Raw genomic sequence first — 14,432 nt, 5'->3', positions numbered from 1 at the left:
CAGCCTTTGTTATCCAACCGATGGTATTGAGCAGCTGGGCGCTACCCCTAGTCGTACGGCATGCACGGAGCCTCGAATCCAGCCCCGTCCATGGTTGCGGGTCTCGGTGACTGCCTACCCACACCCTGGTTCACCAGCAGCGACACCATCGTCACTAGCATGCCGCCGCGCTCACAGCATGTTCCCCAGATCACATTCGCCGGAGAGCGCGACAGTAACACGCGACCGGTGCGCGGGAAAACGTTCGCACAATCAGTAATCCGCCGAGCCGCGCTGGCTCGGACAGTATCCTGAACCGGGTGAATCTCGACGGCAATCAGGCGTCCATCCGCGAGGTATGCGACGCGGGCCTGCTTTCCGGCGCGGTAACCATGGTCTGGCAGCGCGAAAAATTGTTGCAAGTCAACGAGATCGGCTATCGCGATATCGACGCGGGCGTGCCCATGCAACGCGACACGCTGTTTCGCATCGCGTCGATGACCAAGCCGGTCACGGTGGCGGCGGCGATGAGCCTGGTCGACGAGGGCAAACTGGCACTGCGTGACCCGATCACGCGTTGGGCACCGGAGCTCTGCAAGGTGGCCGTGCTGGACGATGCCGCCGGCCCGCTGGATCGCACACATCCCGCGCGACGAGCCATTTTGATCGAGGACCTGCTCACTCACACCAGCGGCCTGGCTTACGGTTTCTCGGTGTCGGGGCCAATTTCGCGGGCCTATCAGCGACTGCCGTTCGGCCAGGGTCCCGACGTTTGGCTGGCAGCGCTGGCAACCCTTCCGCTCGTGCACCAACCTGGCGACCGGGTGACCTACAGCCACGCCATCGACGTCTTGGGTGTCATTGTCTCCCGCATCGAGGACGCACCGCTGTACCAGGTCATCGACGAGCGAGTGCTGGGTCCGGCAGGAATGACCGACACCGGCTTCTACGTGTCGGCCGACGCGCAGCGACGGGCCGCGACCATGTACCGGCTCGACGAACAAGACCGGTTGCGGCACGACGTGATGGGGCCGCCACACGTCACGCCGCCGTCGTTCTGTAACGCCGGCGGCGGGTTGTGGTCGACCGCCGATGACTACCTGCGGTTCGTGCGGATGCTGTTGGGCGACGGGACGGTCGACGGGGTCCGGGTGTTGTCACCTGAATCGGTGCGCCTGATGCGCACCGACCGGCTGACCGACGAGCAGAAACGGCACAGCTTTCTGGGGGCGCCGTTCTGGGTGGGCCGCGGCTTCGGGCTGAACCTGTCGGTGGTGACCGATCCGGCGAAGTCCAGGCCGCTGTTCGGGCCGGGCGGGCTCGGGACCTTCAGCTGGCCCGGCGCGTACGGGACATGGTGGCAGGCCGACCCGAGCGCCGACCTGATACTGCTGTATCTGATCCAGCATTGTCCCGATCTGTCCGTGGACGCTGCCGCGGCCGTCGCGGGTAACCCATCCCTGGCGAAACTGCGGACCGCGCAACCAAAATTCGTCCGCCGCACCTATCGGGCGCTCGGGCTCTAGTGCCGGGTAGACATGTTGACCGAACCTCCCCATGTCGACCGGACCCGGCACACTCGCGGAAACCCAAGGGCCTACCGCGCGCCGTTTCCGACGTTCAGCTCTTCACCAGTGAAGTACCGCGAATGCGTTTGCTTCAGGGTTTCCAACGACTTACTGACGAGCGCAACGATCTCGATATTGCTGTCGGTGCGCTCGGCTTCCAGCTTCAACCGGTGCTCCATCGCTTCTTGCGGGGTAGCGAACTCGGTGATGCGACGCACGTGGGTGCGCCGGTTGTATTCGACGACATAGCCAGCCACCTCACCCACCTCCCCCTGCCGACTCGGCCTCATTGATGGCCCTTTCCAGCCTAAACTTGGTCGTTGCGAGCACCGTCGCCTTGTTCTTGCTCGCCTCGCCAAGCGCCATCGCCCGCTGGCCGGGGTATTCGATCTCTGCACAGTGTTGCCACTCGGCTTCATGCATCGCCAGATCCGCTGAAGCGTCTTGCATAACCCCTACCAGCTCTTGAAGCTGTGCCGGGACAACGCCGGCCGCTAGCTGCTCCGGCCGCTCGTCATAGCGGATGCCCCGACCGTACGCGTCAGCGAGAAGCTCGTAGAAGTTGGCCCACAGGCTCTGCAAAATGGTGCGAATCTGTATCTCGACACGACCGGCAGGTAACCGAAGCCAGACATGAACGGCCCGGTAGCCGGCGTGCGGGTGGTCACGCAGATCATGAATAGCGGGCTGGTCAGCACCGAAGTGGTCGGCGATCTCGCGAGCAAGTCTCGTCTGCTCGCCCAGCAGGAGGTCGGCATCGATGCGGACACCTGCGATGTCTTGGATGGTGTTCAGTTGCAGGTAAGGCCGACGCCGCAGCTTTGCTAGCAGGGTGTCTTGGCTCTTCGCACGTGAGGTAACCAATAACTCCGACGCAGACCAACTCCGGCCCTCGATCCGGTCCTGGACTTCGGCGGCCAAGTCCGCATGCCACAGCATCACCTCGGCGTACGACGGGCAGTCGACCGGCGGGTCAACTCCGTCGCGCAGTGCCACGCCAAGACGACGCACCGCGTTGTTCGACCACGGTGGTCGTGAATGCAAGTCCACGATTGCTGAGCCTACGAGGGCTACCACCACCTGTCCGGAGCGAGTCGGCGGGGTTGCTGGATCGCATCTGCGGGGCCACCCGCGCGGAGAGTGGGGTCGGCTCCGAGGACGCCGAGAAGCTCATTGGCCGCCGGCTTCGGCGCTATAGACGGAGCGGGCCGGCCTTGCTATACAAAGACGACGGTTTTCCGCGGCGCGCAGGACCGGCAATCCAATTGGGGGCTCGGGTGCCGCCGATGAGGAGTGCACCATGAACCCGACTCAGGCAGGGTCATTCACTACTCCGGTGAGCAACGCGCTCAAGGCGACCATCCAGCACCACGACTCGGCTGTGATTATCCATGCGCGTGGCGAGATCGACGCCGCCAATGAGCACACTTGGCAAGATCTGGTCACGAAGGCGGCCGCGGCCACCACCGCGCCGGAACCACTCGTGGTCAACCTCAACGGCCTCGATTTCATGGGCTGCTGCGCAGTCGCCGTCCTTGCTCACGAGGCCGAACGGTGTCGACGCCGGGGCGTGGACGTGCGCCTGGTAAGCCGCGACCGTGCTGTCGCGCGCATCATCCACGCCTGCGGATACGGCGACGTGCTGCCCGTACACCCGACCACGGAGTCCGCGCTGTCAGCGACATAAGTGGCGGCCTGCCCCAAACGCACTTTTGCTTTTCCGGCAAGCTGGTAGGGCACGTTGATAACCTGGTTGCGTTGCCTGGCGAATTGGTCTGCGCACGTTGACCCGTTTGCTACATCGGTCCGTAGGAGGGACGGCCAAATGGCGGCCGAAATGGACTGGGACAAAACGGTCGGTGCGGCCGAGGATGTACGACGCATTTTCGAGCACATCCCTGCGATTCTGGTTGGCCTCGAGGGGCCTGACCATCGCTTTGTCGCAGTGAACGCGGCCTATCGCGGCTTCAGTCCATTGCTTGACACCGTGGGACAGCCTGCTCGGGAGGTCTATCCCGAACTGGAGGGTCAGCAGATCTACGAAATGTTGGACCGGGTCTATCAAACCGGTGAGCCGCAATCAGGATCGGAGTGGCGACTACAAACTGATTACGACGGTTCTGGAGTTGAGGAACGATACTTCGACTTTGTCGTCACACCGCGCCGCCGGGCGGACGGATCGATCGAGGGCGTGCAGCTCATTGTGGACGACGTCACCAGCCGAGTGCGAGCCCGGCAGGCGGCCGAGGCGCGCGTGGAGGAACTGTCCGAGCGCTATCGCAATGTGCGCGATTCAGCCACCGTTATGCAGCAGGCGTTGCTGGCCGCGTCGGTGCCCGTGGTTCCCGGCGCCGACATAGCCGCCGAGTACCTGGTCGCCGCCGAGGATACCGCGGCCGGCGGCGACTGGTTCGACGCGCTGGCCCTCGGGGATCGGTTGGTGCTCGTCGTTGGCGACGTCGTGGGCCACGGCGTGGAGGCCGCAGCGGTCATGTCGCAATTACGTACGGCGTTACGCATGCAGATCTCGGCGGGGTACACGGTCGTCGAGGCGCTTGAGGCAGTGGACCGCTTCCATAAACAGGTACCTGGATCGAAATCGGCCACCATGTGTGTCGGCTCGCTCGACTTCACCTCGGGCGAATTCCAGTACTGCACAGCCGGACACCCGCCACCGCTGCTGGTGACCGCGGACGCGAGTGCGCGGTATGTCGAACCAACCGGCGCGGGTCCGCTCGGCAGCGGAACCGGATTTCCAGTGCGCAGTGAAGTGCTCAACATCGGCGACGCGATCCTCTTTTACACTGACGGCCTGATCGAGCGGCCCGGCCGGCCGCTAGAGGCCAGCACCGCCGAATTTGCCGACCTAGCGGCCAGCATCGCCAGCGGCAGTGGCGGCTTTGTGCTCGACGCCCCGGCACGGCCCATCGACCGACTCTGTTCGGACACACTTGAATTGCTGCTGCGGTCCACCGGCTACAACGACGATGTGACCCTGCTTGCGATGCAACGCCGGGCGCCAACGCCGCCGCTGCACATAACGCTGGATGCGACGATCAACGCGGCACGAACCGTTCGAGCCCAGCTTCGTGAGTGGCTGGCAGAGATCGGCGCCGACCACTCCGACATCGCCGATATCGTGCACGCGATCTCCGAATTCGTCGAGAACGCGGTCGAACACGGATACGCCACGGACGTCTCCAAGGGCATCGTTGTCGAGGCCGCGCTGGCCGGCGACGGCAACGTGCGGGCATCGGTAATCGACCGGGGCCAATGGAAGGACCACCGCGACGGCGCCCGTGGCCGTGGGCGCGGCCTGGCGATGGCCGAGGCCCTAGTGTCGGAGGCGCGCATCATGCATGGCGCCGGCGGAACGACTGCCACACTTACGCATCGCCTGTCGCGGCCGGCGCGGTTTGTCACCGACACGATGGTTCGCCGGGCAACTTTCCAACAAACCATCGACAGCGAATTCGTCTCCCTAGTTGAATCCGGCCGCATCGTTGTCCGGGGCGACGTCGATTCGACCACCGCAGCCACATTGGACCGCCAGATCGCCGTCGAAAGCCGTTCTGGCATAGCACCCGTGACGATCGACCTCAGTGCCGTCACCCACCTTGGTTCGGCCGGCGTCAGCGCCCTCGCTGCCGCTTGTGACCGGGCACGCAAACAGGGGACCGAGTGCGTGCTGGTGGCCCCACCCGGCAGCCCGGCGCACCATGTCTTGTCGCTGGTCCAGCTGCCCGTTGTCGGCGCCGACACCGAGGACATCTTCGCCCAGGAGTAGACGGCTCAACGAGCCTGCACGGGCGTTCCGTCGACCATCGCCTGCACGCGTTCACGACACGACATGGCACAACCGGGAATCTTTTGGAGAAACGCTTGGGGGGTCGAAGTAAAGAGTATGTTTTCGAGAGAGTCAACAGCAGTCATGCTGCCGGGGAAAACTCAGGTGGGTGATCGTCTGCCTGATCGGTCCTCGTAGGAGTTCGCTGGGGCCTCGAATGTTAGCAATGGGCAATACTGTGAGTGATACCGGAGTTCAGTCGAGAATGATACTGACGGGCTGTATCCACGATGGCTGAGACAACCGAACCACCGTCGGACGCGGGGACATCGCAAGCCGACGCGATGGCGTTGGCCGCCGAAGCCGAAGCCGCCGAAGCCGAAGCGCTGGCCGCCGCGGCGCGGGCCCGTGCCCGTGCCGCCCGGTTGAAGCGTGAGGCGCTGGCGATGGCCCCAGCCGAGGACGAGAACGTCCCCGAGGAGTATGCAGACTGGGAAGACGCCGAAGACTATGACGACTATGACGACTATGAGGCCGCAGACCAGGAGGCCGCACGGTCGGCATCCTGGCGACGGCGGTTGCGGGTGCGGTTACCAAGACTGTCCACGATTGCCATGGCGGCCGCAGTCGTCATCATCTGCGGCTTCACCGGGCTCAGCGGATACATTGTGTGGCAACACCATGAGGCCACCGAACGCCAGCAGCGCGCCGCGGCGTTCGCCGCCGGAGCCAAGCAAGGTGTCATCAACATGACCTCGCTGGACTTCAACAAGGCCAAAGAAGACGTCGCGCGTGTGATCGACAGCTCCACCGGCGAATTCAGGGATGACTTCCAGCAGCGGGCAGCCGATTTCACCAAGGTTGTCGAACAGTCCAAAGTGGTCACCGAAGGCACGGTGAACGCGACAGCCGTCGAATCCATGAACGAGCATTCCGCCGTGGTGCTCGTCGCGGCGACTTCACGGGTCACCAATTCCGCTGGGGCGAAAGACGAACCACGTGCGTGGCGGCTCAAAGTGACCGTGACCGAAGAGGGGGGACAGTACAAGATGTCGAAAGTTGAGTTCGTACCGTGACCGATGACGTACGCGACGTCAACACCGAAACCACTGACGCCACCGAAGTCGCTGAGATCGACTCAGCCGCAGGCGAAGCCGGTGATTCGGCGACCGAGGCATTTGACACCGACTCTGCAACGGAATCTACCGCGCAGAAGGGTCAGCGGCACCGTGACCTGTGGCGAATGCAGGTTACCTTGAAACCCGTTCCGGTGATTCTCATCCTGCTCATGTTGATCTCTGGGGGCGCGACGGGATGGCTATACCTTGAGCAATACCGACCCGATCAGCAGACGGACTCCGGCGCCGCCCGTGCTGCCGTCGCCGCGGCGTCTGACGGGACAATCGCGCTGTTGTCGTATTCACCCGACACGCTCGACCAAGACTTCGCTACCGCCAGGTCGCACCTCGCCGGCGATTTCCTGTCCTACTACGACCAGTTCACGCAGCAGATCGTGGCTCCGGCGGCCAAACAGAAGTCACTGAAAACCACCGCCAAGGTGGTGCGCGCGGCCGTGTCGGAGCTACATCCGGATTCGGCCGTCGTTCTGGTTTTTGTCGACCAGAGCACTACCAGTAAGGACAGCCCCAATCCGTCGATGGCGGCCAGCAGCGTGATGGTGACCCTAGCCAAGGTCGACGGCAATTGGCTGATCACCAAGTTCACCCCGGTTTAGGTTGCCGTAGGCGGTCGCCAAGTCTGACGGGGGCGCGGGTGGCTGCTCGTGCGAGATACCGGCCGTTCTCCGGACAATCACGGCCCGACCTCAAACAGATCTCGGCCGCTGTCTAATCGGCCGGGTTATTTAAGATTAGTTGCCACTGTATTTACCTGATGTTCAGATTGTTCAGCTGGATTTAGCTTCGCGGCAGGGCGGCTGGTGCACTTTGCATCTGGGGTTGTGACTACTTGAGAGAATTTGACCTGTTGCCGACGTTGTTTGCTGTCCATCATTGGTGCTAGTTATGGCCGAGCGGAAGGATTATCGAAGTGGTGGACTTCGGGGCGTTACCACCGGAGATCAACTCCGCGAGGATGTATGCCGGCCCGGGTTCGGCCTCGCTGGTGGCCGCGGCTCAGATGTGGGACAGCGTGGCGAGTGACCTGTTTTCGGCCGCGTCGGCGTTTCAGTCGGTGGTCTGGGGTCTGACGACGGGATCGTGGATAGGTTCGTCGGCGGGTCTGATGGCGGCGGCGGCCTCGCCGTATGTGGCGTGGATGAGCGTCACCGCGGGGCAGGCCCAGCTGACCGCCGCCCAGGTCCGGGTTGCTGCCGCGGCCTACGAGACGGCGCATGGGCTGACGGTGCCCCCGCCGGTGATCGCCGAGAACCGTGCCGAACTGATGATTCTGATAGCGACCAACCTCTTGGGGCAAAACACCCCGGCGATCGCGGTCAACGAGGCCGAATACGGCGAGATGTGGGCCCAAGACGCCGCCGCGATGTTTGGCTACGCCGCCACGGCGGCGACGGCGACCGAGGCGTTGCTGCCGTTCGAGGACGCCCCACTGATCACCAACCCCGGCGGGCTCCTTGAGCAGGCCGTCGCGGTCGAGGAGGCCATCGACACCGCCGCGGCGAACCAGTTGATGAACAATGTGCCCCAAGCGCTGCAACAACTGGCCCAGCCCACGAAAAGCATCTGGCCGTTCGACCAACTGAGTGAACTCTGGAAAGCCATCTCGCCGCATCTGTCGCCGCTCAGCAACATCGTGTCGATGCTCAACAACCACGTGTCGATGACCAACTCGGGTGTGTCGATGGCCAGCACCTTGCACTCGATGTTGAAGGGCTTTGCTCCGGCGGCGGCTCAGGCCGTGGAAACCGCGGCGCAAAACGGGGTCCAGGCGATGAGCTCGCTGGGCAGCCAGCTGGGTTCGTCGCTGGGTTCTTCGGGTCTGGGCGCTGGGGTGGCCGCCAACTTGGGTCGGGCGGCCTCGGTCGGTTCGTTGTCGGTGCCGCAGGCCTGGGCCGCGGCCAACCAGGCGGTCACCCCGGCGGCGCGGGCGCTGCCGCTGACCAGCCTGACCAGCGCCGCCCAAACCGCCCCCGGACACATGCTGGGCGGGCTACCGCTGGGGCAACTGACCAATAGCGGCGGCGGGTTCGGCGGGGTTAGCAATGCGTTGCGGATGCCGCCGCGGGCGTACGTAATGCCCCGTGTGCCCGCCGCCGGGTAACGCCGATCCGCACGCAATGCGGGCCCTCTATGCGGGCAGCGATCTTGGTGGCCTCATCCACCGATGGCGCGCTCAACGGCGAAAGTCCTGCAGTGCGGCGTTAATACACTCCTGAGATGCGGCCATGAAAATCGGCAAGACGCGGTCGACGACGCCCTCACAACGATTGCGAAGGGCACCGGCGATCGTGTCCACCGGACCGACCACCGCGAAAGCACCGAGCATCTCGTCGTCGATTAGCCCACCCATGGCCTCCCACTCACCCAGCTTGGAGAGGCGGTGCAGCTCCGGGTGCAGATCGCCCCAGCCATGCTGCTCGAGGACTTTGCGGTAAGCCGGCGTGGATCCGTAGAAGGCGATTTGCTTGCGCGTGGCAGTGCAGGCGGCCGCCAGTTCGGCGTCGTCCGCGCCAGTGGCCACCATCACCTCGCACGACACCTCGAAGGCACTGCGATCGCGACCCGATCGCGCCAGGCCACGTAGCAGCGCCGGCACCGACACCTCGGTGAGGTACCGTTTCGAGACCATAGGGTGACCGAGGTGGCCGTCGGCGACTTCGCCGCACATTTCGGTCATCGCTTCACCGACAGCGGCGATGAAGACTCTCGGAACGGGATAGGGCTGCGGCTCGGGTGTGAACATCGGGGTCATGATCTTGTGGGTGTAGAACTCACCCTCGAAGCAAAGCTTGGTCCCGTCCTGCCAAGCCAACCAGATCGCACGCAGCGCGGCGACGAATTCACGCATCCGACGTGCCGGATGACCCCAGGGCATGCTGAATCGTTTCTCGATGTGCGGCCGGATCTGGGTTCCCAGACCGAGGATCAATCTTCCCTTCGAGTACGTCTGTAGGTCCCAGCCCACGTTGGCGACAATCATCGGATTGCGCGCGAACGCTACCGCGATGTTGGTGCCAAGCTCAAGTCGCGACGTGTGCTCGGCAGCCAGTAGCAGCGGGAGAAAGGGATCATGGCTGGCTTCAGCTGTCCAGCCCCCATCGAAACCATTGCGCTCAAGTGCGACGGCCGCGTCGGCCGCCCGGGCGAGCTGGTTGGGGATGCTCCCGTCGAGCTTGAGCCGGCGGGCACCACCCATTTGGGTGACTTTACAGTAAGAAATCCAGTATGCAGGACGCGCCGAGGTTGAACATCAACTCGCCGTGCCACACATTGCGCGCTGGGCAGCCGACGACATACGTGGATGTGCTGATGATTTGCAGCTGCTAGCCGGCGCATGATGGCTCTGATGAATGAGATTGATCTGTATGAGCACAAGACACCGCTGCCGATCTCGCCGACGAGCGAAGGCACCCCGATGACCGAAACGCATTTCCGCCAGACGCTCTACGAGTGCGCGGTTAAGTTGCGCGAGCTGGCCTACACCTTGCCGCAGGGAGTGGGCGAGCACGCTCTCTTGCGAATGTCCGAGCAGATGATCGTAACCGCCGGTCAGGTCGCGCCGAGAGTCTGAGTTGAGGACGTCGCTGGCCAACCTATCGTCTGGCCCTCAATGGCGCTTCACCCAGCAAGGACCATCCCCGCTGCGGCACACCCTCCTTCCCAGTGGGGAACTACCTGAACGTTAACCAGAATCCGCCCCACATAAGGAATTCCGCTCGCATCGGCGATGCGCATGCGCAGCGGCGGAAAGGTGTTGCGAAGGTTCGGATGGCACAATTGTGCTATGCGTTGTGACTGGGGGAAGTTATGCCCTTCCGGGGACCCTTCCATGGGCCTCAAGCCAATTAGCCAAGCGCGCATGGGAAGCCGGCCGAGTACCGCATCCTCGGTAGCACCCGACATCACGGTCTGCCCACCATGGGCTAAATCCCGTAGCTCTGCAGCCAGGTTCATTGTGGCGCCGGCGTAGATGCGCTCGTCGACCAACTGCGCCTCACCGGTGTGAATCCCGATGCGCAGGACGATCGGGGACAACGGAGCCTGGTGCAACTCCAGAGCACATGCGACGGCATCGCTGGCATGGGCGAACGCGGCGACGAAGCCATCGCCCACGCCCTGATCAACTAGGCGCACACCGCAGTGTCCGGCAATGATGGCCGATACCTTCCGGCTAAGCACCATCGCGGCAGTTATCGCCTCGGATTGGACGCCCCACAGCCGCATCGGGTGTTCCACTCCAGCATGGAGCAACGTCACCCTCCGCCTCGACGTAAGCCGGCCACCTCGCCGCTCGAGCCAATTGACCGGCGCGTCATCTGTATGCAAACCGTTCATGCGCTCAAGCATGGGGGCGCGAAGAGCCATGAACATCAGCGACAACGCGCAGAAGAGCCCAGATTGGTTGCGTATTGCATCCGATTCGAACTCCGGGCCTGCGCTGGCCGCGCAATCCTAGGTCGAGTGTTGCGCGGCCTCCTGTACAAGTTGGACACGGGAGGTGACGTCGAGCTTGGTGTAGATGTGGGTGAGGTGTGTTTGCACGGTACGCGGTGAGACGAAAAGCCTCGCGGCGATGTCCTTGGTGACCAGTCCTTCGGTGACGAGCTTTACGATTTTGTGCTCGGCCGGGGTCAGCGCGTCCCAGCCGTTGCTTGGGCGTTTGCGTTCGCCGCGACCGCGTTGTGCGTAGGCGATCGCCTCGTCCAAGGGGGCCGCGGCACCCTCAGCCCAGGCGGCAGTGAAATCTTCGTCGCCCATCGCATCACGAAGCGCCGCCGTGGCGGCCTCATAGCCGGCGTCCCAAATCTTGTGGCGAACCTCCCCCGTACGCTGCCGCTGGGCCGCGGCCGCGCCGAAAAGGCGCACTGCTTGACCGTGGTTACCGGCCTCACCGGCCAGACCTGCGAGAAGTTCTAGGGCATCCGGCATCGCGAGGTACGTCTGCACACCGACGCCGCACGCCACCGCGGCGTGGGCGTCATCGCGTGCCTTTCCCAGCTCGTCCTGCGCAATCGCCACTCGCGCCCGTGCTATCAGCGCCATCATCAGATGCCATCCGGTGCTCGCAAGCACAGCTTCGTCGGCGAAACGTCTTGCCGTGGTCACATCGCCGCGAACCAGGGCTGCCTGCGCCATCAGCTCGTGGTGTGCCGTTACCACGTTGTGTTGATTGCGAAGATCCCAGCTCGCTTCGCTAGCCTCAATGGCCGCTACGTCGCCCGCGGCCAACGCCGCGCGAGTTATCGCTCCGTAACCCAGATCTTGGTAAATCCCGCCTAACTCGGTGGCAGCTTCGAGAGCCGCACCAGCGATGGTCCGGGCGGCGCTGTCGCCGATGTAAGACAGTGCCATGGCTTCGACATACAAACCGAGTACCTTAGTAACGACATCGTTTGCCACCTCGGCCTCGGCGGTAACGTCGCGAGATAGTGCCAATGCTCCGTTCGCGTCGCCTTCCCATATCTGCGCCAGGCAGGCAAACAGGCGGCATTGACGTGAGACGAACCGGTTTCCGATGCTGTCGGCGAGCTCTCGAGCTTGTTCGGCCGCAGCTCGCAAAGGAATTGGCTGACCCGATATGAAGATCCCGACCACCTGCCAATAATCGATTTGGCTCAATGTCCACTCATCGTTAATGGCGCGCGCCAGCTCGATCGCCTCGGCGAAGTAGGGTTGAGCGGCTTCCGTGTCGCAACCACTGCCGCAGCCACATGCGACGAGCGCTCGAGCCAACACTGCGCAGTCGCCTGCGTCGCGTGCCAGCGCCAAGGCATGGTGAGCCTGCGCGACGATGTCGGGGGCGCCCATCGGGCTCGTGGCCAGCCAAGCCTTGAGTATTACCTTCTCCGCAAGCGCCCGCGCCCAAACCCCCGCCGGCACAAGATGATTGTCGCCTTCCCGCTCGAGGATGGATTCGAGCCAGGCCAGCCCTTCGCGCATGCGCCCCTGCGACCACAGCGGTTGCAATGCGGATGCGAGCTGCAATGCGGCTGCAATATCGCCGTTTCCACGGCTCCAGGTGAATGCGGCACGCAAATTATCGATTTCGGCTTCAGCCTGCAGGAGGCGTTGTTCATAGTCGGTGGAGGCGGGAACGTTCAGCCCTGCCGCCATGGTTGCGTAGTGGGTCCGGTGCCTAGCGCGCACCCCGTCGATTTCTTCGGATTCGTTCAGTTTTTCTAGCGCATACTGGCGTACGGTTTCCAACAGCCGATAGCGCGTACTGCCTCGGCTTTCTTCGGCTACCACCAGCGACTTGTCGACAAGCAGCGTCAGTTGATCAAGCACTGAATACCGCTCGACGAAGTCGTCGCCGCCGGCGGCGGCGACTTCGCTCGCCGCGGTGAGGTCGAAACCGCCCACAAACACCGCAAGGCGGCGGAACAGGATCCGTTCGGTGTCAGTCAGCAGTGCGTACGACCAATCCATAGATGCCCGTAATGTCTGCTGGCGCTGCACCGTACTGCGAGCACCACCGGTCAGCAGGCGGAATCGGTCATCCAAACTGTTGGCGATCTCGTTTGGCGACAACGACCGCAATCGTGCCGCGGCCAACTCGATTGCCAGGGGCATACCGTCTAGCCGCCGGCAGATCTCGCTCACGGCGTCGAAGTTGTCAGCAACGATCTCAAAATTGGGTTGGACTAGGCGCGCACGTTCAGTGAACAACTGGATTGCTTCGTTCGCCGGAGACAACGACGGCACCACCCATGTGACCTCGCCGGTCACGCCGATCGACTCGCGGCTGGTCGCCAAAATGCTTAACTCCGGGCAGGCACCCAGCAGCTCAACGACCAGCTCGGCGCACGCATCCAACACGTGCTCACAGTTGTCCAACACCATTAGCATGTGGCAGTTGCCGATGGCATGACTAAGAGTGTCGAATGTTGAGCTGCCCGGCCGATCGATCAGACCTAGAGCATGGGCCGCGGTGGTGGACACCATGCCGGGATCGGCAATCGGTGCCAAGTCGACGAAACACAAACCATCGCGAAATTCCGACGCGGCCGCGATCTGGATCGCCAGACGCGTCTTACCTACACCGCCCTCGCCGCGCAGCGTCACCAGCCGGTAGTTCGTCAGGACCTCTTGCACCTCGTTGATCTGTGCGTCACGGCCTACAAAAGTGGTGAACTGGGCCGGAAGGCTGGATCTGTTACCGACCGACATCCGCAGCGGCGGAAACTCATTGCGTAGGTCTCGATGACACAACTGGATAACCCGTTCTTGGCGATGCAAACCCCGCAGGGGGTACTTGCCGACGTCGGTCAGCCAGGTATTTGCCGGAAGCTGGTCGATGACCAGATCGCCAGTGGCGGCTGAAAGCAAAGTCTGGCCTTCGTGTGCGAGGTCGCGCAGACACGCACTCTCGTTGATCGCGGAGCCGGTGATGGTGCCGTCGCCGCGCAGCCGGACATCGCCGGTGTGCACACCGACACGCGGCCGCATAGGCGCCAACGTTGAGAGCTGCAGTTCCAAAGCGCACGCGATCGCGTCGCCAGCACGCAGGAACGCGACGACGAGACCGCTACCCACCTCCTGGTCTACCGGTCGCGTCACCCCGCCATGGGCCGCGACAGCTTCCGATATGTTCTGATCCAAGGTTGGGTAATCGGCCGCTAGCTCGTTGAGTCGCGTCTGCGACAGCCGTGTCGAGCCCTCGACGTCAGCAGTGAGCAACGTCACAGCCTCCACCAGCGCAGCCACGCCCAGATCAAGCTCCCTTCTCGCGGCGTTTCGTGCGCTGATCCAGATCAGATCAAGACGCCTCACTGGCATGTGACCCGTACGAGCGATTTGATCGGCGATCTGCAGCGAGCGCAACATCTGCCACCTCGGGCCGTCAGCGAAGCGTCGATGACGCGCCCACCGTAGTGCCGAGTGGCGACTACGCGTTGGCTCAACTCTGAAGGCCGGTGCGGACAAGAACATCAGCGATAGCGCGTAACTATTGCACCC

12 protein-coding genes are annotated in these 14,432 nt (G+C 63.4%); 7 read left to right on the top strand and 5 right to left on the bottom strand.

Annotated elements, in window-relative coordinates; translation table 11 throughout:
- The first annotated feature begins 299 nt into the window (after window positions 1-299).
- Window positions 300-1,505 carry a serine hydrolase domain-containing protein gene (locus MCAN_RS07295; RefSeq protein WP_003918234.1) on the top strand — a complete coding sequence of 402 codons (1,206 nt, stop codon included), beginning with the start codon at window positions 300-302 and terminating at the stop codon, window positions 1,503-1,505.
- A gap of 71 nt (window positions 1,506-1,576) precedes the next feature.
- Here MCAN_RS07295 and MCAN_RS07290 read toward each other — a convergent pair whose 3' ends face one another.
- The gene (locus MCAN_RS07290) at window positions 1,577-1,813 is read right to left on the bottom strand and encodes a hypothetical protein (RefSeq protein WP_041180057.1); all 237 of its coding nucleotides are present in this window, start codon (window positions 1,811-1,813) and stop codon (window positions 1,577-1,579) included.
- Window positions 1,806-2,627 (bottom strand): GTP pyrophosphokinase, encoded by an 822-nt coding sequence (locus MCAN_RS07285; RefSeq protein ID WP_003407164.1) that lies wholly within the window; start codon window positions 2,625-2,627, stop codon window positions 1,806-1,808. Before MCAN_RS07285 ends, MCAN_RS07290 begins: the two co-directional genes overlap by 8 nt.
- Before the next feature lie 220 nt (window positions 2,628-2,847).
- Here MCAN_RS07285 and rsfA point away from each other — a divergent pair, with 220 nt between their 5' ends.
- From rsfA to MCAN_RS07260, 5 genes are all read left to right on the top strand, one after another.
- Window positions 2,848-3,234: an anti-sigma-F factor antagonist RsfA gene (gene rsfA, locus MCAN_RS07280; RefSeq protein ID WP_003898845.1), complete on the top strand. Its 387-nt coding sequence runs from the start codon at window positions 2,848-2,850 to the stop codon at window positions 3,232-3,234.
- A 138-nt stretch (window positions 3,235-3,372) separates the two neighbouring features.
- Window positions 3,373-5,334, top strand: coding sequence for a sigma-F factor regulator (locus MCAN_RS07275; protein ID WP_014000725.1), 1,962 nt, complete (start codon window positions 3,373-3,375; stop codon window positions 5,332-5,334).
- 290 nt (window positions 5,335-5,624) lie between these two features.
- On the top strand, window positions 5,625-6,410 hold the full coding sequence (locus MCAN_RS07270; RefSeq protein WP_003407157.1) for a membrane protein: 786 nt from the start codon (window positions 5,625-5,627) through the stop codon (window positions 6,408-6,410).
- Window positions 6,407-7,069 carry a membrane protein gene (locus MCAN_RS07265; RefSeq protein ID WP_003407152.1) on the top strand — a complete coding sequence of 221 codons (663 nt, stop codon included), beginning with the start codon at window positions 6,407-6,409 and terminating at the stop codon, window positions 7,067-7,069. Before MCAN_RS07270 ends, MCAN_RS07265 begins: the two co-directional genes overlap by 4 nt.
- A gap of 314 nt (window positions 7,070-7,383) precedes the next feature.
- Complete coding sequence (locus MCAN_RS07260) at window positions 7,384-8,574, top strand: PPE family protein (RefSeq protein WP_014000724.1); 1,191 nt, start codon at window positions 7,384-7,386, stop codon at window positions 8,572-8,574.
- Window positions 8,575-8,646: 72 nt separating this feature from the next.
- Here MCAN_RS07260 and MCAN_RS07255 read toward each other — a convergent pair whose 3' ends face one another.
- Window positions 8,647-9,669 carry an LLM class F420-dependent oxidoreductase gene (locus tag MCAN_RS07255; RefSeq protein WP_003898842.1) on the bottom strand — a complete coding sequence of 341 codons (1,023 nt, stop codon included), beginning with the start codon at window positions 9,667-9,669 and terminating at the stop codon, window positions 8,647-8,649.
- A 138-nt stretch (window positions 9,670-9,807) separates the two neighbouring features.
- On the opposite strand from MCAN_RS07255, the gene MCAN_RS07250 reads away from it, so the two are divergent.
- Window positions 9,808-10,044 (top strand): hypothetical protein, encoded by a 237-nt coding sequence (locus tag MCAN_RS07250; RefSeq protein WP_003407054.1) that lies wholly within the window; start codon window positions 9,808-9,810, stop codon window positions 10,042-10,044.
- Between the two features lie 47 nt (window positions 10,045-10,091).
- On the opposite strand, the gene MCAN_RS07245 is transcribed toward MCAN_RS07250, so the two are convergent.
- Window positions 10,092-10,730: a nucleotidyl cyclase domain-containing protein gene (locus MCAN_RS07245; protein ID WP_194164305.1), complete on the bottom strand. Its 639-nt coding sequence runs from the start codon at window positions 10,728-10,730 to the stop codon at window positions 10,092-10,094.
- A gap of 195 nt (window positions 10,731-10,925) precedes the next feature.
- The gene (locus MCAN_RS07240; protein WP_014000723.1) at window positions 10,926-14,405 is read right to left on the bottom strand and encodes a helix-turn-helix transcriptional regulator; all 3,480 of its coding nucleotides are present in this window, start codon (window positions 14,403-14,405) and stop codon (window positions 10,926-10,928) included.
- Window positions 14,406-14,432 lie beyond the last annotated feature (27 nt).

Origin of the sequence: Mycobacterium canetti CIPT 140010059, assembly GCF_000253375.1 — a bacterium.
GTDB lineage: Bacteria > Actinomycetota > Actinomycetes > Mycobacteriales > Mycobacteriaceae > Mycobacterium > Mycobacterium tuberculosis.
The sequence above is the reverse complement of the archived record's forward strand: the minus strand, read 5'-3'. Positions and strand labels throughout refer to the sequence as shown.

Excerpts from the sequence above, each read along its gene's own strand:
- rsfA (WP_003898845.1), top strand. The coding sequence starts at position 2,848 with ATGAACCCGACTCAGGCAGGGTCATTCACTACTCCGGTGAGCAACGCG.
- MCAN_RS07275 (WP_014000725.1), top strand. The coding sequence starts at position 3,373 with ATGGCGGCCGAAATGGACTGGGACAAAACGGTCGGTGCGGCCGAGGAT.
- MCAN_RS07270 (WP_003407157.1), top strand. The coding sequence starts at position 5,625 with ATGGCTGAGACAACCGAACCACCGTCGGACGCGGGGACATCGCAAGCC.
- MCAN_RS07255 (WP_003898842.1), bottom strand. The coding sequence starts at position 9,669 with ATGGGTGGTGCCCGCCGGCTCAAGCTCGACGGGAGCATCCCCAACCAG.
- MCAN_RS07250 (WP_003407054.1), top strand. The coding sequence starts at position 9,808 with ATGATGGCTCTGATGAATGAGATTGATCTGTATGAGCACAAGACACCG.
- MCAN_RS07240 (WP_014000723.1), bottom strand. The coding sequence starts at position 14,405 with ATGTTCTTGTCCGCACCGGCCTTCAGAGTTGAGCCAACGCGTAGTCGC.